Consider the following 26,215-nt stretch of genomic DNA (forward strand, 5'->3'; position numbering starts at 1 on the left):
GCTGCGACCGCCGCACGCCTGAACCCACCGGATCCTGGAAAACGTCTACTGGGCACAGGGCGACCTCAACTCTCGATGGTGCGACTGAACTTCGTTGCCGAGAGGCAGCGACGACGAGCAGGCTAATGAAAACGGTTATCGGTTGCAAACCGCCCGCGTTGACGGCACGATACCCATGTGAACCTCCCCGCCGGCACAGAGAGTCACGGTGACCTGACCCTTTGCGGGACGCGATGTTCCCGGCCGCAGCCGATGCCTACGAGCGGTCCGGGAAGTGGGTGCGCACGTTGTCCGGCCGGGCACCTCGATGAGAGCGGGGCGCCGGGCGCTGCGGAAAATCCCCTCAGCGCAGGAGCAGGTGGCGCAGGACGTAGGGCATGATGCCGCCGTGCCGGTAGTAGGCGGCCTCGCGCGGGGTGTCGAGGCGGAGGCGGGCCTGGAAGGTGATGTCGTCGGCGGTCACGGTCAGCGTCGGCGGAAGGTCCGGTCCGTCGAGTGCGGCGAGCCCGGTGACGGTGATGGTCTCGCGGCCGGTCAGGCCGAGTTCGCCGGGGCCCTGGCCGGGGAGGAACTGCAACGGGAGGATGCCCATGCCGACGAGGTTCGAGCGGTGGATGCGTTCGAACGACGTGGCGATGACGGCCTTCACGCCGAGCAGCGCGGGCCCTTTCGCGGCCCAGTCGCGGGAGGAGCCGGCGCCGTAGCCCTCTCCGGCCAGTACGACGGCGGGCACCGAGGCGGCCTGGTAGGCGCGGGCGGCCTCGTACACGCTGGTGACGCGGTCGCCGTCCAGGAAGTTCGGGGTGAGACCGCCCTCGGTGCCGGGGGCGAGCCGGTTGCGCAGGCGGACGTTGGCGAAGGCGCCGCGCATCATGACCTCGTGGTTGCCCCGCCGGGAGGCGTAGGTGTTGAGCTGGTGGCGGGGCACGCCCAGCCCGGTGAGATAGCGCCCGGCCGGACTGGACGGGAGGATGGCGCCGGCCGGCGAGATGTGGTCGGTGGTGATGAAGTCGCCCAGCATGACCAGGACGCGGGCGCCGGTGATGTCGGCGACGGGCGGCGGCTCGGGTGACATGCCGTCGAGGTAGGGGGCGCGGCGCACGTAGGTGGAGGCGGGGTCCCAGGGGTAGGTGGCCGAGCCCGGGAGGCCCAGGCGCTGCCAGCGTTCGTCGCCGTCGAGGACGTCGGCGTACGCGCGGGTGAACATCTCCGGGCGGATCACCCCGTCGATGACGGCGCCCACCTCGCCGGGGGTGGGCCAGAGGTCGCGCAGGTAGACGGGGCGCCCTTCGGGGTCGGTGCCGAGGGGCTCGCTGGTGAGGTCCAGGTCCACGGTGCCGGCGATGGCGTAGGCGACGACGAGCGGCGGGGAGGCGAGGTAGTTGGAACGGACCTCGGGCTGGATCCGGCCCTCGAAGTTGCGGTTGCCGGACAGGACGGCGGCGACGTCCAGGCCGTGCTCGGCCACCGCCTTCGACACCTCGTCGATGAGCGGCCCGGACGCGCCGATGCAGGTCATGCAGCCGAACCCGGCCAGGGTGAAGCCGAGCCGCTCCAGGGACGAGGTCAGGCCGGCCTCGGCGTAGTAGTCCATGACGACGCGGGAGCCGGGCGACAGAGTCGTCTTCACCCAGGGCTTGGCGCGCAGGCCGCGCTCGGCGGCCTTCTTGGCGAGAAGCCCGGCCGCGACCATGACGGAGGGGTTGGAGGTGTTGGTACAGGAAGTGATGGCGGCGATGGCGACGGCACCGTGCCCGATCTCCTGGCCGCTGCCGGCCAGCCGCGCCCGCGCGGGCGGATGGCCCTGCGCGCGGAAGGCGGCCTTCACCCCCTCCAGGGGCATGCGGTCCTGCGGCCGGCGGGGGCCGGCGACGGACGGGACGACGGCGGCCAGGTCGAGGTCGAGGTCGGCGGTGTAGGAGGGCGGCGCGTCGGGATCGTGCCACAGCCCCTGTGCCCTGGCGTAGACCTCGACCAGGTCGGCGTGGTCGGGGGAGCGGCCGGTGAAGCGCAGGTAGCGGATGGTCTCGGCGTCGACGGGGAACAGGGCGGCGGTGGAGCCGAACTCGGGGCTCATGTTGGAGATCGTCACCCGGTCGGTGACGGGCAGCGCGGTGACGCCCGGCCCGTGGAACTCGACGATCTTGCCGACCACGCCGTGCGCGCGCAGCATCTCGGTGAGGGTCAGCACGAGGTCGGTCGCGGTGGCGGCGACCGGGAGCCCGCCGTGCAGGCGCACCCCCACCACGTCGGGGACGAGGATGGACACCGACTGGCCGAGCATGGCCGCCTCGGCCTCGATGCCGCCGATGCCCCAGCCGAGCGTGCCGAGCCCGTTGACCATGGTGGTGTGCGAGTCGGTGCCCAGGCACAGGTCCGGGTACGCCTGCCCGTCCTGGCACATCACCACGCGCGCCAGATACTCCACGTTGATCTGGTGCATGATGCCCTTGCCCGGCGGCACCACGGTGAAGCCGCGCAGCGACGCCTGGCCCCAGCGCAGGAAGCGGTAGCGCTCGGCGTTGCGCTCGTACTCCAGCTCGGCGTTGCGCGCCAGGGCGTCCGGGCGGCCGAAGACGTCGGCGATGATCGAGTGGTCGACGACCAGCTCGGCGGGGATGGCCGGGTTGACCCGGCCGGGGTCGCCACCGAGCTCCGCCATGGCGTCGCGCATGGCGGCCAAGTCGACGAGCGCGGGCACGCCGTTGGTGTCGTGCAGGAACACGCGCGCGGGGTGCAGGTCCACGGCCACGGTGCGGTCGGCGCGCGGCCGCCATCCGGTCAGGGCCCGCACCTGTTCGGCGGGCGCGCCGTGGCGCAGCAGGTTCTCCAGCATGATGCGCAGGCTGTACGGCAGCCGGGCGGGGGCGTCGACGCGGTGGATACGGTAGCGGCGGGAGCCCACCGTGAGGTAGTCGGTCACGAGTCCTGCCCTTGCAGCGAGACGGGGTGGCAGAAGGTGTTGCGGTGCTCGGTCACGCACTCCTCGGCGACCTGCCGCCAGGCGGCGTAGTGCGGCGCGGCGCGGTGCTCGGTGAAGAAGGCCGACCGGTCCCGGTAGATCTCGTACAGGATGAACCGGTGCGGGTCGTCGTCACGGCGCAGCACGTCGAAGCGGAGGCAGCCGGGCTCCTGCCGGGTGGCGTGGGCGTTGGCCTCGATGCCGCGGAGGAAGGCGCCGAGGCGGCCGGGCCGTACCTGAAGATGGACGATCACGACGAACATGTGCTCATCCAGCCGGGCCGCGGGAGCGCGCACGCCTGGGCGAGGCGTTCGAGGCCGCGCAGGGTCCTGCCGGGCAGGCGCACACCGGTGCGGGCGGTTTCGGCGGCGTTTCGGTCTTCGATCTCGCCGGGGTAGAAGATCTCGTCGAAGCCGGGCGCGAGCGGGACGGCCTTGGTGCGGTCGATGAGGTCGTCGAGCCGGCGGGCGTAGTCGGCGGGGTCGGCCACGGCGTCGAGACGCAGGGCGAGCAGCAGGTGGCCGCAGCCGCTGCGGCGGTCGGGGACGTACGGGCCTGCCACGTCGGTGGCGTACGAGCTGCCGGTCAGCACGCCGGACAGCACGTCCATCATGAACGAGATGCCGTACCCCTTGTGCCCGGCCATGGGCAGGATGAGCCCGTCGATGGCCTGCCGGGGGTCGGTGGCGGGGCTGCCGTCCGGCGACTGGGCCCAGCCCTTGGGGATGGGCTGCCCGCGCTCCAGGGCGGCGTAGATCTTGCCCCGGGCGACCGTGGTGTTGGCGATGTCGAGCACGACCGGGCCGCGCCGGCCACCGGGCACCGCGACGGACCAGGGGTTGGCGCCCACGCTCTTCTCCCTGCCGCCCCACGGCGCCATGGCGGGGCTGCCGTTGGTGGTCAGCAGGGCGACGCAGCCCTCGGCGGCGATCATGCGGGTGAAGTAGGCGGCGGTGCCGAAATGGTTGCTGTTGCGGACGGCCACCACGCCGGCGCCGTGCTCGCCCGCCCGGCGCACGGCGTCGCGGGCCGCGTACGCGGTGACGACCTGGCCCACGCCGTCGCGGCCGTCGAGGACGGCGACGGCGCCTCCGTCGATCACGGTGGCCACGTCGGTCACCGCGCGCATGGCGCCGGAGCGCAGCCGGTCGGCGTACCACTCCAGGCGCAGCATGCCGTGCGAGGGGTGCCCCCACGCGTCGGCCGTGACCAGGCTGTCGGCCACCAGCCGGGCGTCGGGCCCGGGGACGCCGAGCGAGGTCAGGACCGCGACCCCGAAGGAGACCAGTTCGGACGGTGGGATCATGACAGGCTCCTGACCTGGTCGGGGGTGAGCGGCCGGGTGGGGCGGTCGCGCAGCAGCAGCCACAGCCGCGCCGTCTCCTCCAGTTCCTCGATGGCGTCGGCGGCGGCGGGGAGATCGGGGCCGGCGACGATCGGGCCGTGGTTGGCCAGCAGCAGGGCGTGCGCGGTGCGGGCGGCCCGCTCGGCGATCGGCCCCAGGGCCGGATCCCCGGGAGCGTGGTAGGGCAGCAGCGGCAGCCGCCCGACGCGCATCACGTAGTAGGCGGTCAGCGGCGGGAGCACATCGTCGGGGTCGAGACCGTCGTGGCAGGAGACGGCCACGGCGTACGTGCTGTGCAGGTGAACCACGGCGCCGGCGTCCGGGCGGGCGCGGTAGAGGGCGGCGTGCAGGAACGCCTCCTTCGACGGCTTCGGGCCGTCCAGGTGCTTCCCTGTCAGGCTGACCAGCGACAGTTCGCCGAGGGAGCGGAGAGAGCCGCCAGTGGGCGTGATGAGGAAGCCGTCGCCGGTGCGCGCGCTGAGGTTGCCGGTGCGGCCGTGGGTGAGCCGCCGGTCGAACAGGGACGCGCCCAGCTCGGCGAGCCGCTGTGGCAGGTCGGTCATGGTGTTTCCGTTGCTCGTACGAGGAGGTCGGGCCGGCCGAAGTTGCCGGATTTGAGCAACAGGGCCAGCGGCGGGTGGCCGGTGGTGAGCAGCCACGGCACGCCGCGGTCCGCCTCCGCGCCGACGACCGCGCCGGTCACGCCGAGGGCGTTCACCACGGCGCCGGAGGTCTCGCCGCCGGCCACGACGATGCGGCGTGCGCCCAGCTCGGCGGCGCGGGCCGCGACGGCGGCCAGCGTCTGCTCCAGGAACGGGGCCGCGCCGGGTGAACGCCGCTCGGGTGGAGCGGAGGAGTAGATCATCACGCGGTCCTCGCGCGCGAGGTGGGTCTTCAGCCAGTCGAGGGCTTCGGCGGGCGCGCCGTCATGAGCTTGCAGGTAATGCGCGGGCATGTGTGCGCGGGCGTGCGCCACCTGTTCCAGGGTGGCCGCCGAGCAACTGCCCGCGAGGACCACGGAGGGGCCGGGCGGCAGCTCGGGCAGGCCGGCCGAGCCGTCGAGGCCGGCGAGGGCACCGGTGGCGCGGGCCAGTCCCGCGGCCCCCGTGATCACCGGGAGGTGGGCGGCGGCGCGGGCGATGGTGTCCAGGTGGCTGTCGGTGACGGCGTCGGTCACGGCGTGGCGGACGCCGCCTGCCGCCAGCTCCTCCAGCGCCGACCGCACGGCGACGGGGCCGCGCTCGACCGTGTGCAGCGGGACGAGCCCGACGCGGTGCGGGGTCTGCCGGCCGAGAACGCGGACCAGGTCGGAGTCGGTCATGGGGGTGAGCGGGTGGTGCCGCATCGGCGACTCCGCCAGCGGCCGGTCGCCGACGAACAGGTGCCCCTGGTAGACGGTGCGGCCGTGCTCGGGCGAGGCCGGGCACACCACGGTCAGACCGGCCCCGCCCGCCTCGGCCAGCGCGTCGGCGACCGGGCCGATGTTGCCCTGGTCGGTGGAGTCGAAGGTGGAGCAGTACTTGAAGTAGAGCTGCCGGACGCCCTGGCCGGCCAGCCAGTCCTGGACGGTGCGCGACGCGGCGACCGCTTCCCGGGGCGGGATCGAGCGGGTCTTGAGCGCCACGATGACGGCGTCGCAGTCCGGGACGGTCGTTCCTGGTGGTGGCGCGCCGAAGAGCAGGACGGTGCGCAGCCCCGATCGCCGGTAGGCGGCGGCGACATCGGTGCCGCCGGTGTAGTCGTCGGCCACGCAACCGAGCAGCGGGCTCATGCCGGCGCCCCGCGCGAAGCTGTGGCCGCCGTGAGTGCCGGCGCCTCGCGTGCGGACGTGGCCGTGAGCGTCTCGCGTGAGGACGTGAGAGCCTCGCGCAACGCCGTGGCCGCCGCCAGCGGCGGGCTCAGCACCGGCAGGCCGAGCCGAGCGGCCAGCTCGGCGTGCACCGGGCTGATCGAGTACTGCCCGAGCAGGACGAGCTGGACCTCCTCAAGGAGCGGCTGGGCGGCCCGCGCGAGCGCGTCCGTCAGGTCCGGCCAGTCCTGGGCGGTGGCAGCGGCGGCGGCGCCTGGCGCGGCGACGGCCCGCACCTCGACGCCGTGCGCCACCTTCTTCAGCCGCCGGGCGGAGTCGGCAGCCGCCGAGTCGAGCGAGCCGAGCACGAGGACGCCGCCGGGCCGGTGCCGGGCGACCTCGGCGAACATCGCCTCGTCCGAGCCGGTCACCGGCACGTCGTGCAGCCGGCGGGCCAGCTCGGCGGCGGGCCCGTACATGGAGCAGGACAGCAGCACGGCGTCCGCGCCGCCACGGACGGCGTAGTCGATGAGCGCGAGCATGCGGCGCGTCAGCGCGGGCGTCATGCCGCCCACCGCGTCGGCCTCGGTGACGAGCCGGTCGTCCAGGAGGTGCCAGGGGCTGGCCTCGGGGAAGCCTTCCGCCAGCCCGTCGCTGGCGGGCCGGATGGAGGCGGGGGTGGCGTTGACGACCGCGACTCTCATCGCTTCACCGCGGCGGCGACGGCCTCGGCGAACGCGCGGGTGCCGGCCGTGCCGCCCATGTCACGGGTGCGGGTCCCGGCCCCCACGGTGTCGGCGACCGCGGTCTCGATGAGCGCGGCGGCCTCGGCCAGGAGAGGGTCCTGGTGGCGGGCGCCGAGCCAGTCGAGCAGCATGGCGCTGGACAGGACCATCGCGATCGGGTTGGCGAGGTCGCGTCCGGCGATGTCGGGAGCCGAGCCGTGGGCGGCCTGGGCCATGGCGCGCTCGTGGGATGCGTTGATGGACGGGGCGATGCCGAGCGATCCGGCGATCTCGCCGGCCAGGTCCGACAGAATGTCGCCGAACATGTTCTCGGTGACGATGACGTCGAAGTCGTTCGCCCGCCGCACCAGGTGCACGGTCATCGCGTCGATGTGGAAGTCGTCCACGCTCACCTGCGGGTAGTGGGCGGCGACCTCGTGGCAGACGTCGCGGAACAGGCCGGTGGTCAGCTTCAGCACGTTCGCCTTGTGCACGATGGTGACCCTGCCGCGCCTGCGGGAGGCCAGCTCGAACGCCTCGACGGCGATCCGCTCGACCGCCTGGCGGGTGATGATGCCCATGGCGATGGCCACGTCGGGGGTGGGCATGAACTCGCCGGTGCCCTTGTAGGTGCTGCGGTCGGCGTAGAAGCCCTGGGTGTTCTCGCGGACGATCACCAGGTCGGTGCCGGGAACCACGGCGTCGGCGCCCTCGAACGCCTTGGCGGGGCGGATGTTGGCGAACAGGTCGAAGTGCTTGCGGATGGTGCCGCTGGGGTTGAGCCTGGAGCGGTGCGGCTCGGGGTAGGCGGCGCTGTCGTGCGGGCCGAGCAGCCACGCGTCCAGCCCTTCGAGGGCGGTCAGCGTCGATTCCGGCACGGCGTCGCCGTGTGTGCCGATGGCCGAGGCACCCAGGGGCAGGTCCACCCACTCGACGGGGGCGGCTCCGGCGGCGGCCAGCGCCGCGTCCACGACCAGCACGGACGCGGGAACGATCTCGGGGCCGATGCCGTCGCCTTCGAGTACGCCAAGACGGTAGGAAGAGGTCACGGAAATCCTCACTGTGCGATGGTGACGAGCGCTTCGACGTCCTTGGGCAGGGCGTCGGTGGTCGGGTAGAGCAGGCAGGCGGCGGGCTCGACGGCGAGCGTGACCTCGCCGGTCAGCCCGGGTCGGGTGGTCTCGGCCTGGACGACGTGGTCGCCGAGGCGCAGGTCGTACTCGTGGCGGGAGCCGACGTAGGAGGAGGTCAGCACCTCGGCGGTGAGCACGTTGAGGTCTGCGGGCGCGGTGTGGCCGGAGGGGAGGATCTCCAGCCGTTCGGGACGGATCGCCACGGTGACCCGCTGGCCCGCGGTGGTGGCGGCCGGGGCGCTGATGTTCTTGCCGGTGCAGTCGAGCCGCACCTCGCCGGGGCCGGTCGTGGTGCCGGTGAGGAAGTTGCACCGGCCGACGAATGCGGCCACCTCGGCGGTCGCGGGGGTTTCGTAGATCTCCTGCGGGGTGCCGATCTGCACCATGTCGCCCTTGGACATCACCGCGATGCGGTCGCTGAGGGCCAGGGCCTCGTCCTGGTCGTGGGTGACGTACACGGTGGTGATGCCCAGTTCGGTCTGCAGCCGCTTGAGCCAGGCGCGGGCCTGGTCGCGCAGCTTGGCGTCCAGGTTGGACAGCGGCTCGTCCAGCAGCAGCACGCTGGGCGAGTAGACCAGGGCGCGGGCGAGCGCGACGCGCTGCTGCTGGCCGCCGGAGAGCTGGTGCGGGTAGCGGTCCTTCAGCTCGACCAGGCCGACCCTGCCCAGGGTCTCGGCGATGAGCGTGTCCTGTTCGCGCCGGTCGACCTTGCGGATTTTGAGCGGCATGGCGAGGTTCTGGGCGACGGTCATGTGCGGCCACAGCGCGTACGACTGGAACACCATGCCGAGGTTGCGTCCCTCGGGCGGCACGAACGTGCCGGCGTCGACGAAGGTGGCGGTCCCGACGGCGATGCTGCCGCCGGTGGGCCGTTCCAGGCCGGCGATGCAGGCCAGGGTGGTGGACTTGCCGCAACCGCTGGGGCCGAGCAGGGTGAAGAACTCGCCGTCGCCGATGGTGAAGGTGATGTCGTGCAGGACGGCGTTGTCCCCGAATCGCTTGGCCAGGTTGGCGACCTTGACTTCAGGCATCTGTGCGCCCCTTCAGTAGTAGGCCGGCGAGCCCGACGAAGGTCGCCGTGATGGCGATCTGCAGGCTGGCCAGTGCGGCCACGGAGCCGGTGTTGCCCTGCACCCACAGTTCGAGCATGGTCGTGCCGATGATGTTGGAGTCGGCCGAGGCCAGGAAGACCGCGGGCGAGTACTCCTTGAGCAGTGTCACGAACGTCAGGATCAGCGCTCCGGCGAAGGCCGGCCGCAGCAGCGCCGCGAGAATGCGGGTGAACGTACGCACCCAGTCGGCTCCCGACACCCGGGCGGCGTTGTCCAGCTCGCGCCCGATCTGCATGACCGACGGCGAGATGGAGCCGAAGGCACTGGGCAGCGCGCGCAGCCCGAACCCGATGATCAGTGCCCACAGCGTGCCCTGGATCAGCGTCCCCAGCCCGAAGGGCGCGAAGGCCAGTGCCCAGAACAGGCCGATGCCGACGATGATGCCGGGCATCGCCTGCGGGGCGAGCGCCAGGTACTCCACCGCGCGGGCGAAACGGAAGGTCGAGCGCCTGGCCACCATCACCGCCGTCAGCGACAGGACGCTGACCAGGACCGCGCCGATCGCGGCCACCAGCAGGCTGTTGACGATCGACTGCACGTACACCGGGTAGGTGAAGATCCGCTCGTAGTTGTCGCCGGTGAGGGTCTTGAACGGCGACTGCAGCGGCGTGAACACCTGCGTGAACGAGCGGAACACCAGCCCGCCGATCGGGACCAGGGCGCCCATCACCACATAGAACGCGATGGCCGTCACGCTGATCCACTTCAGCCGGCCCAGGTCCAGCGGGCGCGGCCGGGTGGCCTTGCCGCGTACGGACACGAACCGCTGGGCGTTCCTCAACAGCTTGGCCTGCAGCGCGACCAGGCTGACGGTCACCGCCAGGATGATCGCCGAGGCCGCACCGAGCACGCCGTAGTCGGGGTTGATGGACTGCAGGCCGTTGCGGTAGAGGAACGTCGAGAACACGTCGATGCCGACCGGCCGGCCGAACAGCAGCGGCACGCTCAGCGTCTCCACCGACATGCTGATCACCAGGATCGAGCTGTAGACGACCGGCGGGCGCAGCAGCGGCAGGACCACCGAGCGCAGGATGCGCAGCGGGCCCGCACCGCACACCTGCGCGGCGGCCTCCAATGAGGCGTCGCTCTGGCGCAGCGCGTTCGCGCAGAAGGTGTAGACGATGGGCGCCAGCGCCACGGCCTCGGTGAGTGCCATGCCGGGGATGGAGTACAGGTTCCACGGCAGGAAGCCGAGCAGGCGGCGCACCTCGACGCTGACGAAGCCGGCCGGGCCGTACATGGTGATCCAGCCGAAGCCGAGGATCAGCGAGGAGATGAAGAACGGCCACTGCATGGCGGCGGCGAACACGCGCCCGCCGGGCAGCCTGGTGCGTACCACGACCACGGCCATCGGCACCGCGATGAGCAGGCTGAGCACGGTGGTCAGCCCCGCGAACAGCGCCGTGTTGAGCACGACCCGGCCGAACCCCGCCTCGGTGAACAGCCGCACGTAGTTGTCGGCGCCGAGGACGCCGCCCGCCTCGTACAGGGGCCGGTCGAGGAAGGACTGGTACAGCGTCGGCACCACCGGCGCCAGCACCAGGACGGCCAGCAGGAGCAGCACGCCGTACTGCAGCCAGCTCTCCCTGGCCAGCCCCAGTGGCCGGCGGTAGCGCGGCGGCGGATGCGCCGGTGGACGCGGCGGGGACAGGGTGGTCATCGCGTTCCTCTCAGCGGCCGAGCAGGCCGTTCCACTTGTCGGTGAAGGACTTGACCTCGGCGTCGGGGACCTTCTCGTACTTCGCGACGATCACGTTGGCCTCCCCCACCGCCTTCACCAGTTCCTGGTAGGTGTGCAGTCCGTCGGCGGCCGGCACGTCGTCGCGGTAGGAGGTCAGGCCGCCCTCGGCCACCGCCCGCTGGCCCTCCTGCGACAGGACGAAGTCCACGAACAGCTTGGACGTCGCCGGGTGCGGCGCCCTGGCGGCGATGCCGATGCCGCGCGGCAGAGCCACGGTGCCGTCGTCGAGGAACGAGATCGCCAGCAGGCCGCCGCTCTTGGCGACCACCGGGTAGGCCGGGGCGGCGCTGACGAAGAAGCCGGCCACGTACTCGCCCGAGGTGATCTTCTCCAGCTGGGTGCCGGAGGAGGTCTCCGGCCTGGCCAGCGGCAGCACCGACTGCAACGAGGTCCAGGAGTCCGGGCGGGCGTCGGCGAAGGCGTGCGAGACGGTGAAGCCGAACGCGCCGCCCACGTCCCGCGTGGTGATCTTGCTCTTGTACTGGGCGGGGTCCTTGGCCAGGATCGCCGCCAGGCTCTTCAGGCCGGTCGGCTTCTCGGGCAGCAGCGAGGTGTTGTACGCGATCGACAACGGGTCGACCGACATCGCGTACACGTTGGGCAGCAGCTCGCCGAAGTCCGGCAGCTTGTCCTTCTCCGGCGAGGCGTACTCCGTCAGCGTGCCCGGCCGGGCGGCGAAGTCGGCCCACGCCTGGGCGGCGTTCGACACCACCAGGTCGGCCGGTGAGCCGCCGGTGGCCTGTTCGCTGAGCACCCGCTGGAACACCTCGTCGCTGTCGAGGTTGTTGGCCGCGATCTTCGTCACCCAGGGGTACTTCTTCTGGAAGTCGCGGAAGATCGGCGCCCAGTTCTCCTGGTCGGTGTTGGAGTAGATGGTGAGGGTGCCGCCCTCCTTCTTGGACGTCTCCATGAGCCGGGCGTACTCGGCCGGGTAGTACGGCGGGGCCTGACCCGTCGCGATCTGGTTCGGCGGCGGTTCTTTCGGCGTCTCGCCACCGCCGCCGCATGCCGCGAGCAGGCCGAACGCGAGTACGGCGGCGCCGAGAGCGCGGAAAGGGGGGTGGAAGGTGGTCATGTGCTTCCTCCTAGACCAGGCGAGGCCGACCAGCCGCCGCCTGTGATGCCGCACACTCTGCTTCGTTATAACCTATGACGTCAACCCCCTGTTTCTGGAATGTAACGCCATGAGACATCCTGATGGCTTATAGCGGTCATCGGGTGGTAAGCCCCGGTGCCATACTTGGACAGGACTCTTGTGGACAAGTCGGGGCGGCGGTGTAGGTTATAACGGTCACCGACGAGACAGGACGACGATGAGCGAATCAGCGGCCGAGCTCTACACCACCAAGGCGGACTTCGCCTATCTGCGCGTCAAGGAGCTGATCCTGTCCGGGACGCTGCTCCCCGGCTCCGTCATCGCGCAGGCCCAGCTGGCCCGGGAGATCGGCATCAGCACCACGCCGCTGCGCGAGGCGCTGCGCCGGCTCAAGAGCGAGGGGCTGGTCGAGCTCGACGCCCACCGCGACGCCCGGGTCGCGCCCCTGGCCGCCGAAGAGGCCCGCGACCTGCTGGAGCTGCGCCGCAGCCTCGACCCGCTCGCCGTCGCGCTGGCCGCCGAACGCCGCACCAGGGCCGACATCGCCGCCATGCGCGCCGCCCACGAAGGCCTCAAACCGCTGCCCGGCAACCCCGCGTACGAGCAGCTCGTCGCCCACCGCAGGTTCCACACGGCCCTCTACTCCGCCTCGCACAACGACCTGCTCATCCAGACCCTCGACGGCCTGTGGGACAAAGCCGACCGCTACCGCCGCCTCGCCCTGGAGGTCGAGCGCGGCCAGGCGGCCCGCGACCGCAAGGCCGCCGAACACGAGGCCCTGCTGGAGTACGTGATCGCGGGCGACGCGGAATCGGCCGCGGCCGTCATGCGCGAGCACATCGACACCAGCCTCGGCGCCCAGGCCGCCTGGCGGCTGCGCAAGCACCACACCGAACCGGGCTCCACCGGATCAGACTCCGCCGACGAGGGCGAGGCAGATGCCTGACCCCTGGCATCGGCACGCCGTCCTGCCCGTCCACTCCGCCGGCACCCAGATCATCACCTTCGTGCTGCGCCCCACCATGTCCTACCGCGCGATCGAGCTCGACGTGCCCCCCGCCTGGCTCGGCGTGCTCGGCGCCAGTTTCGCCCTCGCGCCGCTGCTGCTCGCCCTGCCCGCCGGGCACGCCGCCGACCGCTACGGCGAGCGCCGCATGGCCGTGGCGGGGGCGCTCCTGCTCGCCGCGTCCGCCGTCGCCTTCGCCACGCTCGGCCACACCGTCCCCGGGCTGGTCGCGGCCGGGATCCTGCTCGGCACCGGTCACCTGGGCAGCGTCATCGCCCAGCAGGCGCTGGTCGCCAACACCACCGAACGCGGCCGCCACGACACCGCGTTCGGCCACTACACCTTCGCCGCCTCCCTCGGCCAGGCCGCGGGCCCGCTGCTGATCGCCGCGTTCGGCGGCCACGGCGCCATCCCCGACACCGGCCGCATCTTCGCCGCCTCGTGCGGCCTGGCCCTGCTGCTCCTGGCACTGTCGTTCCTGCTCCCGAACCACCCGCCCGGCCGCGCCGAAGCGGAAGGCGGCGACCTGCGGACGCTGCTGCGCCTGCCCGGCCTCGCGCACGCCCTGCTGACCAGCTGCGTGGTGCTGGCCGCGGTCGACATCACCCTGACCTACCTGCCCGCGCTCGGCGCCGAGCTGGGCCTGACCGCGAGCGCCGTGGGACTCCTGCTCACGCTCCGCGGCCTCGCGTCCATGACCTCGCGGTTCTTCCTCGGCCGTCTGGCCCGCGCGGTGGGCCGGCGCCGGCTGCTGGTCGTCAGCACGCTGGGCGCGGCCGTCGGCATGCTGCTCACCCCGGTGCCCATGCCCCTGTGGCTGCTGGCCGTGCTGCTCCTCGTCGTGGGCTTCGGCCTCGGCGTGGGCCAGCCGCTGACGATGTCGTGGCTGGCCGAGTCCGCGCCCGCGGGCATGCGCGGCCGCGCCATGTCGCTGCGCCTGGTCGGCAACCGCACCGGCCAGCTCGTCATCCCGGGCGTGGCCGGCCTCATGGCAGCCGGCTTCGGCACCGGCGGCGTCCTGTTCGTGACCGCGCTCAGCCTCGGCTGGGCCGGCGTGGCCGCCCGGCGGCTTCCCGTCGATCCGTAGCAGTCCTTCCGTGGAAAGGGGCCCCACCATGACCATCGTCACCGCCGACCTGTACGACGAGCGCGGCGACCAGCTCGACTCCTGCGACCTGCAGCTGCGCCAGTACGGCGGCCGCCGCGCCTTCGCCGGGCCCATCGTGACCGTCCGCTGTCACGAGGACAACGCACTGCTCAAGTCGATCCTCGCCGAGCCGGGGGAGGGCCGGGTGCTGGTCGTGGACGGCGGCGGCTCGCTGCGCACCGCGCTCATGGGCGACGTCATCGCCGGCATGGCCACGTCGAACGGTTGGGCCGGCGTGGTGATCAACGGCGCCGTCCGGGACGTCGCGGCACTGCGCGAGCTGGACCTGGGCATCAAGGCGCTTGGCTCCAATCCTCGCAAGAGCGGCAAGCAGGGCACCGGGGAACGCGACGTCCCGGTCACCTTCGGGGAAGTCGCCTTCCGTCCCGGCGCCGAACTCTTCTCCGATGACGACGGCATCCTCGTGACCCGGGTGTGACGGGCACGGCGCCCGCTCCGGCTCGGGGGCGACCCGGCCGGCGGGTCGATGCCGCTGCGACGGCATTTCGGCAGGCGCAGAGGCCGTGGAGGCCGGGGAGGCCGTGGTCGTGGGGAAGGCCCCCGCCGATGACGGCGAGGGCCTTCCCACGGGCTGTGCCGGTGGCGGTCAGGGTGTCCGCACCAGGGAGAAGGTGACGTCGTCGAAGTCGAGGCGGGCGAAGCCCTCCGTGTAGAACCCGACCCTGCCGGAGGGGTTGTGCGTCGGGTTCTCACCCTCGACGACGAGTTCGTCGTTGACGTGGACGCTGATGGACGGGCCGCGGACGACCATCCGGAGGTCGTAGACCGTGTCCGGTCGCAGGCCGCGCTCCGCCGGCAGGACGACCTCGCGCAACGTCCGCCACTGCGAGTCGTACAGGGTCCAGGTCGGTCCGGCCGCCGCGTGCCGGTAGCGGACGTAGCCGCTGCCGGTCGGGCTGTGGCGGTCGTACATGATCAGGACGGCGCCGTCGGGCACCTGCGCGGGGGTCTTCAACCGGTAGGTCAGCGCGTAGTCGGTGAAGGTGCGGTCGAGCAGCCCGTTGGCGCCCTTGACGATGCGGTACCAATGGTTGCCGGAGCCGTCGTCGACGATGCTGCGGTTGGGGTCGACGGGCCAGCCGTTGCCGCCGGACTCGAAATCGGTGCGGTGCATGATGCCGTCACCCTCGGTCACGGTGACGGCGACCGTGTCGGTGATCTTCGGGTCGGCGTTCGCGACGACCGAGACGGTGGTCTTGCCCGGCGCCAGCGCGGTGATCGATCCGTTCCGGTCGACGGTGGCGACCGAGGTGTCGCCGCTGGTGTACGTCACCGCCTGGTCCGTCGCGTTCCACGGCACCGGTTCGGCGGGGAAGGACACGGTCCTGCCCAGCGGGACGGTGAGCTCGTCGTCGGGAAGGTGGAGGCTCGTCAGCTCGATCCTGTCGGGCCCGTGCGGCAGCCCGACCTTGCCCTGGGTGCCGATCCGGGCGAACGGAACGGCCTTGAAGCCGGGGATGCGCTTGAAGACCTCGGCGTCCGCCGTCAGGGAGAAGTCTCCGGCCTTCCAGTCGACGAATCCGGGGTTCTGGTCCGCGACCCAGTTTCCGGAGTAGTTGAGCAGGTTCTTGACATCTCGCGCACCGTGCTCGTTCACACTGGTGGCCCTGCGGAGCTCGGGGTTCCAGACGAGGTTGTTCTCGAAGAAGTTCTTCGCGGGGTAGTAGTGGTTCTCCTCGAAGAAGGTCAGCAGCTCGGGGTACTTCTCGGCGTACGGCGTGCCGACGAACCCGTTGTTCTCCTCGAACAGCTTCTTCCAGGCCGGCAGGTAGTTCTTGTCGACCGTGTTGCCCGGCTGGTCGCCCATCCACATCTCGTAGTTGTCGTAGGGGACGTGGGTGTCGACGAAGATGTTGTTCCTGGCCTTGATGTGGTCACCGGAGCCGCTCTTGATGGCGTCGTTGCCCATCCGGTAGAAGACGTTCTCGTCGATGGTCAGGCCCATCGTGAGGTTGTCGGGGTAGACACCCTCGACGCCGGCCCGCCCTTCGCCGATGTGGTGGAAGTAGTTGCGCCGGATCACGGTGCCTCGCTCGTGCGGCGTCATGCCGGCGTTCATGTAGATGGCGCCGAGGTCCTGGAAGGTCTGGCAGATGTCGTAGATGTCGTTGTACTCGATCAGGTGGTCGTTCCCGTGGACGATGATGCCGGGATGCGGCGCGTCGTGGATCTCGTTGCCGCGAGCCTGGTTTCCCACGCCGTCGAACATCACGCCGGGGTTGTACGCCTTGTGGTAGTAGGCGAAGTCGTGGATGTGCGAGTTCTCCACGCGGTTGCGGCCCGGCGTCAGGGTCTTCTCGTCGCCGCCGTTGAGGACGACGCCCACGCCGCCGACGTGCCGGATGGTGGAGGACACGACGGCATGGTTCCGGCCTTTCGACTTGTCCGGAATGCCGTCGTAGACGTAGCGGCCCGCCGAGTTGATGTACACGCCGCCGTCGGCGAAGTTCTGGATGTCGCTTCGCTCGATGGTGACGTCGCTGCCGCCGAGGATGACGGCGGGCAGGCTCCGCCCGTATTCCATCACCAGTTCCCGGAAGGAGACGTGTGAGGTGTTGGCGGTCCGGATCATCGGCTCCTTGAGCATGGTGACCGTGACGTCGCCCTGCTTGCTCCGGAAGGCGGCGTTGGGCACCAGGTACAGCACGCCCTTCTTCCGGTCGATGTAGTACTCGCCCGGGGCGTCGAGTTCCTCCAGGAGGTTCTCGGCGAAATGGAAGTCCGGATACCAGGACTTCATGAGACCGGACATCTCGCCGTACCGCAGGGTGATCCTCTTGGCCTGGGTGTCGATCGAAGCGATCTTGTTGTACGACCATTCCCAGCTGTAACCGAAGATGCCGTCCAGCCAGATGTCCTCGGCCCCGGTCCAGTGTCGCGGCCGGTCGTAGGTGTAACCGAACGTCCCTCCGCGATTCTGCAGGTCGGGGTCCTTCACGGTGGGGCCGGCATCGATGATCTGGCCCATCTGGACCGTGCCCTCGTTCGGCCACCGGGCGAGGGTCATGCCCTGGCCCGCCACGTAGAGCTCCATGGGGGGAACGAGGCTGACGTCGTTGGCCTTCCAGTAACCGTGGCGGCTGAGCTGCCCGTAGTCGGTGATGCCCAGGTCCGCCAGGTCGACCTGGCGGACCTTGCCGCGCGCCGGCTCGTCGACGATGCGCCGCAGCACGGTGTCGTCGGTCACCGCGGTGAAGCTGTCGTGGTCCAGCTGCCGTCCGCCGGTGAGCCGCGCCGTTTCACCGGGGTAGGAGCGGTAGACGATCGGCGCCTTCGCCGTACCCGAGTCCTGCTGGTCGAGTGTGAACGACGCGGTACGTTCATAGGTCCCTTCCCGCAGGTAGACGGTCACACCTCTGGGAGGCAGACCCCGGCGGTCCTTCAGCTTCCTGATCGCGTCCCTGGCCCCTTCGAGAGTGCGAAGAGGCCGGCCTCTCGTCCCGTTGTTCGAGTCGTTCCCGTCGGGTGCGACATAGAGCGCCGCTCCGGGCTGCCGTGGCGCGGTCTCGGCCTGCGCCACGGCGGGCATTGCCGCGAAGAGAAGGCAAGCCACCAATGTGGCTCGCAGCCGTCGTTTCATGGAGACGATTCCCGCCTTTCCGGGTTGGTGGGGGCAGGGCTGAGCCATGCAACGCAGGAGGTGGCGGTCCGGCGCCTCAGCCCTTGAGGGCGCCGACCGTCAGACCGCTGATGATGTGACGCTGCATGTAGACGAAGAAAATGATCACCGGTGCCACGGCGAGGAGGAGGTTGGGGAAGACCTTGGTCATGTCGGTCGAGTACTGGCTGATGCCGGCGTAGATGGCGGTGGTGACCGTGTAGGTGCCGGATCCCGGGCTCAACAGGATCTGCGGGCTGATGAAGTCGTTCCAGATCCCGATCGAGTTGAGGATCAGCACCGTGATGACGGCCGGGCGGGTCAACGGGAAGATGACCTGCCAGTACGTTCGGAACCGGCCGGCTCCGTCGATCGCGGCGGCGTGGTCGATGTCCCTGGGGACGGTGCGGATGAAGCCGACGAACAGGAAGATGCTCACCGGCAGCGTCATGGCGACGTCGTGCAGGATCAGCCCTGTCACGGTGTTTCCCAGCCCGATGGCGCGCAGCACGTAGATCAGCGGCACGATGAGGGCCGCCGACGGGATGAAGGTGCCGGCCAGGAAGAAGAGCAACAGGATCTGGGTGCGCCGCTTGAGGCTGCGCGCGATCACGTACGCGGCCGGCCCGGCGAACAGGATGCACAGGATGTCGACGGCCACGACCAGGAGGAGCGTGAAGCCGTAACTCTTCAGCACGTTGTACTGCGGGCTGTGGATCGCGGCTTCGAGGTACTCCAGCGAGATCCTGGCGAACGGCAGGGAGAACGGGCTGTCCTGGATGTCCTGCTGGGACTTGAAGCTGTTGACCAGCAGGAGGTAGACCGGCACGGTCATGACGGCGAACAGCAGCGTCAGGAGCGCGATGCGGACCGGCGACGGGCGCCTGCGCCTGCGCCTGACCGCCGGCGGCTTCGCCGGCTCCGGTCGGGTGACGCGCGCGCCGCCGGTGGAGAGGTTGAGGGTCATGGGTGCTCCTGGGGTATCTAGGCCGACGCCGCCCGGTCCTGCCGGTTGCGCAGGGCGGTGACGACGACCGAGAGCGCCGCGGACACCACCATGAGCCCCACGGCCTGGGCGGTGGCGAACCCGACGTCCGTGCCGGCGAACGACCGGCTGAGGATCAGGTAGGCGATGGTCTCGGTGGACCCGGCCGGACCACCGTCGGTGAGGCTGACGACGATGTCGTACACCTTGATCAGTCCCACGAGATTGAGCACCATGGCGACGGTGACCACCGGTGAGATCATCGGGATGACGATCCTCCGGTTGATCTGCCGCTGTGATGCGCCGTCGATCTGCGCGGCCTCGATGAGCTCGCGCGGCACGGTCTGCAGACCGGCGACGAACAGCACCACGTTGAAGCCGAATCCCGCCCACACGATGACGCCCACCAGGGTGATCACCGCGAGGTTCTCGTCGAAGAGGAAGCCGACGGGCCCGATCCCGAGATCGCGCAGAGTGTTGTTGATCGCGCCGTTGGTGCCGAGGATGGCACTCCACAGGAAGCCCAGGATGAGCGCGCTGATCACGTGCGGGTAGTACGCGAGCGTCCGGAAGAACGAGTTGGACCAGCGCCTCTCCTTGAGCTGCAGCGCGTAGACCAGGCCCAGCCCGAGCATCCCCACGGCGCCGAAGAAGGCCACGACCAAGGTCACCAGCGCGGCTCGCGTGGTGTCCGGATCGTCGAACAGGCGCGCGTAGTTCTCCAGGCCGATGAACGTCGCCGACGAGAAGCCGTTCCAGTCGGTGAGGCTCAGGTACACCGCGACGATCACGGGGACGATGGTCATGACCGTGTACACGACGACGGCCGGAGCGAGCATGCCCGCGCTCATCGCCGCGTCGCGGAAGCGGCGCCGCCGGCTGCCGGTGGCATGGCGGTCGGATTCGGGACTCGGTGCGGGCAGCCGCACGGAGTCCGTGCTCAGCCCTGCGAGTCCCACCACTGATCCAGCTTCGCCGCGACGTCCCCGGCCGAGGCGCCGGTGAACAGAGACTGAATCCGTGTGTTCAGCTCCTCGGGGTAGCCCTGAACCGGCTGGCGCTCGCCCTGCTTGACGATCACGGACGGAGCCTCGTCGAGGATCGCCTGCACCCCGTCTCCGAGGCTGGAGACGTCGTAGGCGAAGCCCTTGCGCAGGTTGCCGTCGGCCGCGAGCTGGATCTTGATGGCCTCCTCGTCGGTCACCAGCCACTCGACCAGATCGATCGCCGCCTCGCGGGTGTCGGACTGCTGGACCACGGTGTACGGCTGCGCCATGTTGCCGAACTGGCCGGGCGGGTAGGCGCCGTCGGTCGGCACGGGGAAGACGCCGATGTCGTCGCTCTTGCCCGCCTCGTCCGCCGCCGGCACGAAGTACGAGCCCATGATGTACATCGCCGAGTCGCCCCTCAGGAAGGCGGCCTGGCCGTCGGGGTACTGGAGCCCGAGCGAGCTCTTGTCGAGGAACCCCCGGTCGAGCCATGACTTGTACAGCTCGTAGTAGCGCATGTAGCCGCTGCCGGCGAACGTCGCCTGGCCCTTCTTCCGTTTGACCGTCCACTCGGGATCCGCGGTGAGCACACCGGCGTCGGCGAGCATGGAGAACTGCGCCCCGGTGACCCACTGCCCGGCCGTCTGCAGCGGGACGTAGCCGGCCTTCTTGAGCTTGCCCATCGCCTCCTCGAACTGGGGGATAGTGCGGATCTTCTCGGCGTCCAGGCCGGCCTTGGCGAACGCCTTCTTGTTGTAGAAGACCAGCGACTGGATCTGCTCGCCGACACCGACGACATAGTGCTTGCCGCCGATGGCGTAGTCCTCGAACAGGGGGGTCTTGGCCGCCCACGCCTCGCCGGACAGGTCGACGAAGAGCTCGGCCGTCTCCGGGGTGGGCACCACGTGCTGCGCGATGTCGGGCGGGTCGCCCGCGGCCAGGTCCTGCCGCAGCTTGGCTTCCGCCGCGATCGTGCCGGTGTGCTCCAGCTGCACCGTCACGCCCGGGTTCTTGGCCTCGTAGATGTCGAACAGCTTGTTCCAGAACTGTTCCGTGAGGTTGGGAGTGATGTTGACGATCATGCGCAGCGTGGTCTTCCCGGATTCGCCGCCTGTGTCGCCGCCGCCACCGCACGCCGACGTCGCCGTCAATGCGACGGCCGTCGCCGCGGCCGCCAGCAATCGCCACCTGTTCATGTGCCTCTTTTTCGTTCTTCGATCGAGTTGTCGTTCTCGGACTCACCCCCGGCCCGTACCGGCTCAGGCCGTGTCATCGGGGAGGGGTTGGTGGTCCGACAACCTGCCGTCGCCGTGCGAAGTCCTTCTTGTCGTGATGAGCCGGCGCGTCGCCGGCGATCACGATGTCGCCGGGCCGGGCGCCACGGCTGATCATTAATCGCCTATCGATAGGTGATGTTATTTCGCCTGTCTCACTAGTTCAAGAGTCATTTCGTGCGGGCCTGTCCCGTGACGTCAGGGGCTCTCGTCGCCCAGCACGAGCTCGACGACCGGAAGCGACACCTCCGGCCGGACGACGGGCAGGGTCAGGGTGAGCGTCCCCGGCGGTCGGCCCGGAGGGGCGAGGTTGTTGTGCTCGTGGTCGCCGCCGTCCAATTCCCGGAAGCGCACCTCCGAGCCGTCGTGGAGCAGTTGCGCGTACCGTACGCGCCCGGCGAGGCCGGGCAGGTGGACGTGCTTGAGCGGCCAGGCGAGCAGGTGGAGGTAGAGGCGGTCGCCCCGCTGCGTGTAGAGCGCGTTCGGTGGCGCCTCGAACGTGCTCGGCCCGGCGCCGTGCACGGCCCGGGCGTGCAGGGACATCCAGGCGCCGATCGCGCGCAGCGTCTCCGCGGCCCGCGGGTCCAGCGCGCCCCGTCCCGTGGGCCCGACGTTGAGCAGCAGGTTGCCGCCGCAGGCGACCGACTGCACGAGCATCCGCACCAGCAGGTCCGGGGTCTTGTAGTCGTGGTTGTCGCGGTCGTAGCCCCAGGAGCCGTTGAGCGTGTGGCACGCCTCCCACATGACCTCGGCGCCGTCCCGCGTGAGCGGTCGGTCGGGCTGGTACTGCTCGGGCGTGACGTAGTCGCCCGGGATGCCGAGGCGGTCGTTGACGACGATCTGCGGCTGCAGGTCGCGGACCATCGCCATCAGCTCCTCCGCGCCCCACTCCGCGGGCCCCTTCGCGGGATACGTAAAGTCGAAGAACAGCAGGTCGACGGGGCCGTAGCCGGTGAGCAGCTCCCGTACCTGCCCGTGCATGTACGCGCGGTAGCGTGCCATGTCGCGCCCGGCGGCTTCCTCGGGCGGCACGCTGTCGCGCAGTGGGTGGTACCGGTCGATGGTGAAGTCGGGGTGGTGCCAGTCCAGCAGCGAGTAGTAGAGACCCACCCGCAGCCCTTCCGCCCGCATGGCCTCGGCGAACTCGGCGACCAGGTCCCGCCCGGCCACGCGGGCGGAGGTGTAGTCCGTCAGCTCCGAGTCGAACAGGCAGAAGCCGTCGTGGTGCTTGGCCGTCAGCACCGCGTAGCGCATCCCGGCCTCGCGCGCCGCCCTGGCCAGCGCCGCGGCGTCGAACAGGTCGGGGTCGAACCGTTCCAGATAGCGGTCGTAGTCGGCGTCCGGCATCGCCTCACGGCTGCGCACCCACTCGTGCCGGGCGGCGAGACTGTACAACCCGAAGTGGACGAACAATCCGAAACGCGCCGCCTCGAACCACTCCACGGACCTGCCTGACACTGGCGTCTCCTCTCCCGGTTGACAGCCCTCGCCGGTCGGCAGTTACATCTTCCATCGATAGGCGATAATTGTCGACGTTGTTGGGTGAGGGCATCGGATGAATACGAACGGGCACGGCACGGAGACCTACGAGACGATGCTGGGGCCGGCGCAGTCCTCGCCCTTCGTCCGGCCGACCGCGCGCATGGTGGAGGCGCTCGCCGACGTCAGCGCCGCCACCGCGTGCGCCAAGCTGCACCAGATGGGCATCACCCGTACGTTCATCGACGGGCCCGTGCCGCTGCACCGGGAGCCGGACGTGCGGATCACCGGGGGAGCGGTGACGCTGCAGTTCCTGCCGCAGCGCGAGGACGTCTTCTCCGGCGACGAGCAGGAGGACGCCGAGCGCAAGACCGCGCTGTGGGCGGTGCTGGAGACCATCAGGCCGGGCGACGTGCTCGTCGTGTCGGCCCAGGCCAGCCACTTCACCGGCTGCCTCGGCGACATGCTGGTCCGCTACTTCAAGCTGCGCGGCGGGGCGGGAATCGTGGTCGACGGCCGGGTGCGCGACGCCGCGCGGGTGCGCGCCCTGGGCGTGCCGATCTGGTGCACGGGGGTGACGCCGCACTACGCCTCGCAGACGGAGCTGTTCCCCTCGGCCTTCAACGTTCCGGTCGGGGTGGGCGGCGCGCTGGTGACGCCCGGGGACCTCATCGTCGCCGACGAGGACGGCGCGGTCGTCGTGCCGCAGCGCAGCGCGGTCGCGCTGGCCGAGGACTCCCTGCTGCACCAGGACCGCGAGGAGTTCGCCCGCCGCCGGTTGGACGAGGGCGGGCGGCTGTCCGACTACTACCCGCTGACCGGAGCCGGCCTGGAGGAGTACCTCGCCAGTCGCGACGCCGGCTGACCGGCCCGGCGGACCCGCCGGGCGGCGCGTGGCCGCCCGGCTGGTCCATCCCGGCTGGTCCATCCCGGTGGGGACGTCTACGCCTCCAGCAGTTCCGGCGGGACGAAGCCCTCCTCGGCGAGGCGGTGCCACAGTTCCGGCGGGATCTCCGTCCGCGCGGCCGCCGCGTTCCGGCTCACCTCCTCCGCCGACCTGCACCCCACCACGACGGAGCCCACGGCCGGATGCAGGTAGGGGAACTGGAGCGCCGCCGCCGCGAGCGGGACCCCGAACCCGGCGCAGACCGCGCGGCACCGCTGCGCGCGGGCGAGCACGTCGGCGGGCGCCCGGCGATAGTGGAACATGGCGCCGGGACGCGGGTCGGCCAGCAGGCCGGTGTTGAACACGCCGCCCACGACCACCGTGGTGCCGGTCTTCAGGCACAGCGGCAACAGGGTGGTCAGCGCGTCGTGATCGAGCAGCGAGAACCGCCCGGCGATGAGGACCACGTCCACATCGAACTCCGCCACGTACGCCGCCAGCGGTTCGCAATGGTTCATGCCGAAGCCGACGGCCCCCGCCAGGCCCTCCTCACGGATCCTGCGCGCCGCCGGATAGCCGGTGCGGCGGACCTCGTCCGGGAAGTCGTCCGGGTCGTGCAGGTACAGGATGTCGACCGCCGGGCGGCGCAGTCGTCGCAGGCTCGACTCCAGCGACTCGCGGAGGCCGCGCTCGGTCCAGTCCGTCACGACCCGCTCCCCGGGCCGCAGCAGCCAGCCGGCCTTCGTGGAGATCACCGGTTCGGCGACGCCCGCGGTCTCGATGGCCCGGCCGAGCCGGTCCTCGGCCAGCCCGTGGCCGTAGCGTGGCGCGGTGTCGAAGTACGTCAGGCCCTCGCGGGCGGCGGCGGCCACGGTGGCGGCCGCGTCCCGCTCGCTCACCTCGCGGAAGAGGTTGCCGATGGGCGCGGTGCCGAGGCCCAGCCTGGGCAGGGCGACGGTCATCGCGCGACCTCCCACGGCGGAGCCGCGTAGGTGGGTCTTCCGGCGCGCAGCGTCATGGTCAGCGTCAGCCGCACCTGGGTCGCGCCCGGCAACCGCACGCCGACGTACGGTCCCTCCACCGGCCGGGGCGCCTCGTCGTCGGCGCGGGCCGTGTCGATGCGGTGCTCGGCGAACGCGCCGCCCTGAACCACCAGAGAGCACGGCGCGTTGCCCAGGTTGACCAGCTCGATCACGGTGTGGGCGGGATCGATGCCGGAGACGAGCGCCGCCACGTCCGGGGGCAGCCCGGGCCGGCGGCGGTCGGCGTCGAAGTAGCGCACGTGCATCTGGGCCAGGCCGCCGTTGTAGAGCACCTGCGGGGAGCCGGTGGTCAGTTGCAGCAGCGCCTCCGTGACCACCGGGTTGCGGTTCTGCCAGTCGTGGATGCCGAACGCGTCGGGGCCGACGGCCGGGTCCACCGCGTCGTTCTCGATCGACTCGACCCGCTCGGCACAGGAGTCGATGGCGCTTCGCAGCATGCGCTCGGGGAAGCCGGGGTTGCGGCCGGCGAGGTACTCGTACCAGGGCTCCTCGTGGCCCGACTCCTCCTTGGTCCGCTGGGTGTGCACCGCCGTCCAGTCCCAGCTCGACGCCTCGCGCAGCCGGTCGACGCGCTCGCGGTCGGCGGCGTCCCGGCTGAACTGCCACAGGGCCACGGGCAGCTGGGTCGGCATCACGTTGTGGTCGAACCAGCCGGAGTCGTCGCGGCGCATGGGGGCCAGGAGCGTCGGCTCGCCCTCCAGCCCGCGCAGGTGCGGCCGCCAGCGGTTGGTGATCGTGGACACCTCGCCGGGCCGCATGGGTGCCGCGTGGCGGAGCACCACGTCCAGGGGGTTGCGGGCCAGCTCCAGGTAGGAGCGGTCGCCGGTCAGCAACATCGCGTTGGCCGCGCCGACGATCGCGGCGGTGCCCACGGGCGGCAGGCCGTGCGGCCACGACCAGCCGTAGTGCCCGCCGTACCAGCGGCCGCCCAGGTGCTCGCCGACGACCCCGTGCGTCCCGGCGTTGTCCGGTACGACGTCGCGGCCGTCCAGGCGCTCCCTCCACGCGTCCACGTACTCGACCACCCACGCGGCGTGGCGGGGGTCGCCGCCGAGGAGGTAGGCGTTGGTGACGAGGCTGGTCGCGGCCAGGTTGACGATCGTGTCACCGCGTCCCATGCGGTCCCACATGACCCTGCCGTAGGCGCGTGCCCGCTCCGGGTCGGCGGCCAGGTCGTCGAAGGGCGCGGCCTCGTCGATCCAGTCGAGCGGCAGGCCGTAGGGGCGCAGCGCCAGGCTCCACGGGAAGTAGACGTCGTGGTCGCTGAAGCCCCAGCGTGGCCCCGCGGCGCCGTTGTGCGGTGCGCGGATGATCCGGTGCTCGGGATCGTAGTTGGGGCCTCCGGGCAGGTAGAGGTCGGCGAAGCGCCCGGCGAGCTCCCTGAGCTCGCCGTCGTCCGGTGCGGCGAGACAGAGCCCGTAGAACAGCAGCAGCCCCTCGCCCTGGTGGAACCAGTCGTAACCACGCTCGAAGCCGTCGACCAGCATGCCCATCTCCGTCAGCTGGCCGGTGACCCCCCGCCAGTGCCGGCGCGCCGCGGCGAGCACGTCCGCGCTGCCGCCGAGCAGATAGAGGGTCGGCCAGTTGAAGAACGCCTCGTAGAAGTCGTCCACGCCGTCGCGGCCGTCGAGCCCCTGCCCCAGCGTGTCGCGGAACACCAGCCGCCCGTCGCGCTCGGTGTAGCGGTCGGAGAAGATCCGCCACGCCTTGTCCTGCACGGCGAACAGCTCCCGTTGCAGCGCGGCCCACTGTGGCGGGGTCGTCAGGGTGCGGCTCGCCCGCAGCGCCGGCGGGAGTGAGATGCGCATGAGAACACCAATCGTCCATCGATAGCCGATGGTTAGAATCTTCATGAGCCCGAATCGGCGTGTCAATACTGGAGAA

21 protein-coding genes are annotated in these 26,215 nt (G+C 70.9%); 4 read left to right on the forward strand and 17 right to left on the reverse strand.

The genetic code is table 11. The annotated features are described in order from the left end of the window. Positions 1-343: 343 nt before the first annotated feature. The 10 genes from acnA to ABD841_RS07375 are packed head-to-tail and all read right to left on the reverse strand — an operon-like array spanning position 344 to position 11,882. Positions 344-2,923, reverse strand: a complete 2,580-nt coding sequence (gene acnA, locus ABD841_RS07330) for an aconitate hydratase AcnA (RefSeq protein ID WP_425581954.1) — start codon at positions 2,921-2,923, stop codon at positions 344-346. After that, on the reverse strand, positions 2,920-3,225 hold the full coding sequence (locus ABD841_RS07335; RefSeq protein WP_344969131.1) for a putative quinol monooxygenase: 306 nt from the start codon (positions 3,223-3,225) through the stop codon (positions 2,920-2,922). Before ABD841_RS07335 ends, acnA begins: the two co-directional genes overlap by 4 nt. Beyond that, on the reverse strand, positions 3,213-4,268 hold the full coding sequence (locus ABD841_RS07340; RefSeq protein WP_344969133.1) for an Ldh family oxidoreductase: 1,056 nt from the start codon (positions 4,266-4,268) through the stop codon (positions 3,213-3,215). The genes ABD841_RS07335 and ABD841_RS07340 overlap by 13 nt, the downstream gene beginning before the upstream one ends. Further along, positions 4,265-4,870, reverse strand: coding sequence for a 3-oxo-tetronate 4-phosphate decarboxylase (gene otnC, locus ABD841_RS07345; RefSeq protein ID WP_344969134.1), 606 nt, complete (start codon positions 4,868-4,870; stop codon positions 4,265-4,267). The genes ABD841_RS07340 and otnC overlap by 4 nt, the downstream gene beginning before the upstream one ends. Next, entirely contained in the window at positions 4,867-6,078 is a 1,212-nt protein-coding gene (otnK, locus tag ABD841_RS07350) for a 3-oxo-tetronate kinase (protein WP_344969136.1), read from the reverse strand. The genes otnC and otnK overlap by 4 nt, the downstream gene beginning before the upstream one ends. Then, positions 6,075-6,800: an aspartate/glutamate racemase family protein gene (locus ABD841_RS07355; RefSeq protein ID WP_344969138.1), complete on the reverse strand. Its 726-nt coding sequence runs from the start codon at positions 6,798-6,800 to the stop codon at positions 6,075-6,077. The genes otnK and ABD841_RS07355 overlap by 4 nt, the downstream gene beginning before the upstream one ends. Further along, positions 6,797-7,870 carry an isocitrate/isopropylmalate dehydrogenase family protein gene (locus ABD841_RS07360; protein WP_344969140.1) on the reverse strand — a complete coding sequence of 358 codons (1,074 nt, stop codon included), beginning with the start codon at positions 7,868-7,870 and terminating at the stop codon, positions 6,797-6,799. Before ABD841_RS07360 ends, ABD841_RS07355 begins: the two co-directional genes overlap by 4 nt. 8 nt (positions 7,871-7,878) lie before the next feature. Then, positions 7,879-8,985 (reverse strand): ABC transporter ATP-binding protein, encoded by a 1,107-nt coding sequence (locus tag ABD841_RS07365; protein WP_344969142.1) that lies wholly within the window; start codon positions 8,983-8,985, stop codon positions 7,879-7,881. Continuing rightward, the gene (locus ABD841_RS07370; protein WP_344969144.1) at positions 8,978-10,726 is read right to left on the reverse strand and encodes an ABC transporter permease; all 1,749 of its coding nucleotides are present in this window, start codon (positions 10,724-10,726) and stop codon (positions 8,978-8,980) included. Before ABD841_RS07370 ends, ABD841_RS07365 begins: the two co-directional genes overlap by 8 nt. Positions 10,727-10,736: 10 nt before the next feature. Further along, entirely contained in the window at positions 10,737-11,882 is a 1,146-nt protein-coding gene (locus tag ABD841_RS07375) for an ABC transporter substrate-binding protein (protein ID WP_344969146.1), read from the reverse strand. 238 nt (positions 11,883-12,120) lie between these two features. Between ABD841_RS07375 and ABD841_RS07380 the strand changes: the two genes are divergently transcribed. The 3 genes from ABD841_RS07380 to rraA are packed head-to-tail and all read left to right on the forward strand — an operon-like array spanning position 12,121 to position 14,495. Continuing rightward, a complete protein-coding gene (locus tag ABD841_RS07380) occupies positions 12,121-12,849 on the forward strand; it encodes a GntR family transcriptional regulator (protein ID WP_344969148.1) in 729 nt (242 codons plus the stop codon). After that, positions 12,842-13,996 carry an MFS transporter gene (locus ABD841_RS07385; RefSeq protein ID WP_344969150.1) on the forward strand — a complete coding sequence of 385 codons (1,155 nt, stop codon included), beginning with the start codon at positions 12,842-12,844 and terminating at the stop codon, positions 13,994-13,996. Before ABD841_RS07380 ends, ABD841_RS07385 begins: the two co-directional genes overlap by 8 nt. A 28-nt stretch (positions 13,997-14,024) precedes the next feature. Then, positions 14,025-14,495, forward strand: a complete 471-nt coding sequence (rraA, locus tag ABD841_RS07390) for a ribonuclease E activity regulator RraA (RefSeq protein ID WP_344969151.1) — start codon at positions 14,025-14,027, stop codon at positions 14,493-14,495. Positions 14,496-14,663: 168 nt separating this feature from the next. On the opposite strand, the gene ABD841_RS07395 is transcribed toward rraA, so the two are convergent. From ABD841_RS07395 to ABD841_RS07415, 5 genes are all read right to left on the reverse strand, one after another. Next, positions 14,664-17,606, reverse strand: a complete 2,943-nt coding sequence (locus ABD841_RS07395; RefSeq protein WP_344969153.1) for an Ig-like domain-containing protein — start codon at positions 17,604-17,606, stop codon at positions 14,664-14,666. Positions 17,607-17,733: 127 nt separating this feature from the next. Next, entirely contained in the window at positions 17,734-18,642 is a 909-nt protein-coding gene (locus ABD841_RS07400; protein WP_344969155.1) for a carbohydrate ABC transporter permease, read from the reverse strand. Between the two features lie 17 nt (positions 18,643-18,659). Next, positions 18,660-19,622 (reverse strand): carbohydrate ABC transporter permease, encoded by a 963-nt coding sequence (locus ABD841_RS07405; protein ID WP_344969157.1) that lies wholly within the window; start codon positions 19,620-19,622, stop codon positions 18,660-18,662. Next, positions 19,601-20,845 (reverse strand): ABC transporter substrate-binding protein, encoded by a 1,245-nt coding sequence (locus ABD841_RS07410; protein WP_344969159.1) that lies wholly within the window; start codon positions 20,843-20,845, stop codon positions 19,601-19,603. Before ABD841_RS07410 ends, ABD841_RS07405 begins: the two co-directional genes overlap by 22 nt. Positions 20,846-21,121: 276 nt before the next feature. Then, positions 21,122-22,381 (reverse strand): alpha-L-fucosidase, encoded by a 1,260-nt coding sequence (locus tag ABD841_RS07415; protein WP_344969161.1) that lies wholly within the window; start codon positions 22,379-22,381, stop codon positions 21,122-21,124. Between the two features lie 97 nt (positions 22,382-22,478). On the opposite strand from ABD841_RS07415, the gene ABD841_RS07420 reads away from it, so the two are divergent. Then, positions 22,479-23,267 (forward strand): RraA family protein, encoded by a 789-nt coding sequence (locus ABD841_RS07420; RefSeq protein WP_344969162.1) that lies wholly within the window; start codon positions 22,479-22,481, stop codon positions 23,265-23,267. Positions 23,268-23,344: 77 nt separating this feature from the next. Here ABD841_RS07420 and ABD841_RS07425 read toward each other — a convergent pair whose 3' ends face one another. Further along, positions 23,345-24,250: an aldo/keto reductase gene (locus ABD841_RS07425; protein ID WP_344969164.1), complete on the reverse strand. Its 906-nt coding sequence runs from the start codon at positions 24,248-24,250 to the stop codon at positions 23,345-23,347. Further along, positions 24,247-26,139, reverse strand: coding sequence for a DUF8034 domain-containing protein (locus tag ABD841_RS07430; protein ID WP_344969166.1), 1,893 nt, complete (start codon positions 26,137-26,139; stop codon positions 24,247-24,249). Before ABD841_RS07430 ends, ABD841_RS07425 begins: the two co-directional genes overlap by 4 nt. Positions 26,140-26,215 lie beyond the last annotated feature (76 nt).

Origin of the sequence: Streptosporangium fragile (assembly GCF_039534445.1) — a bacterium.
Lineage (GTDB): Bacteria > Actinomycetota > Actinomycetes > Streptosporangiales > Streptosporangiaceae > Streptosporangium > Streptosporangium fragile.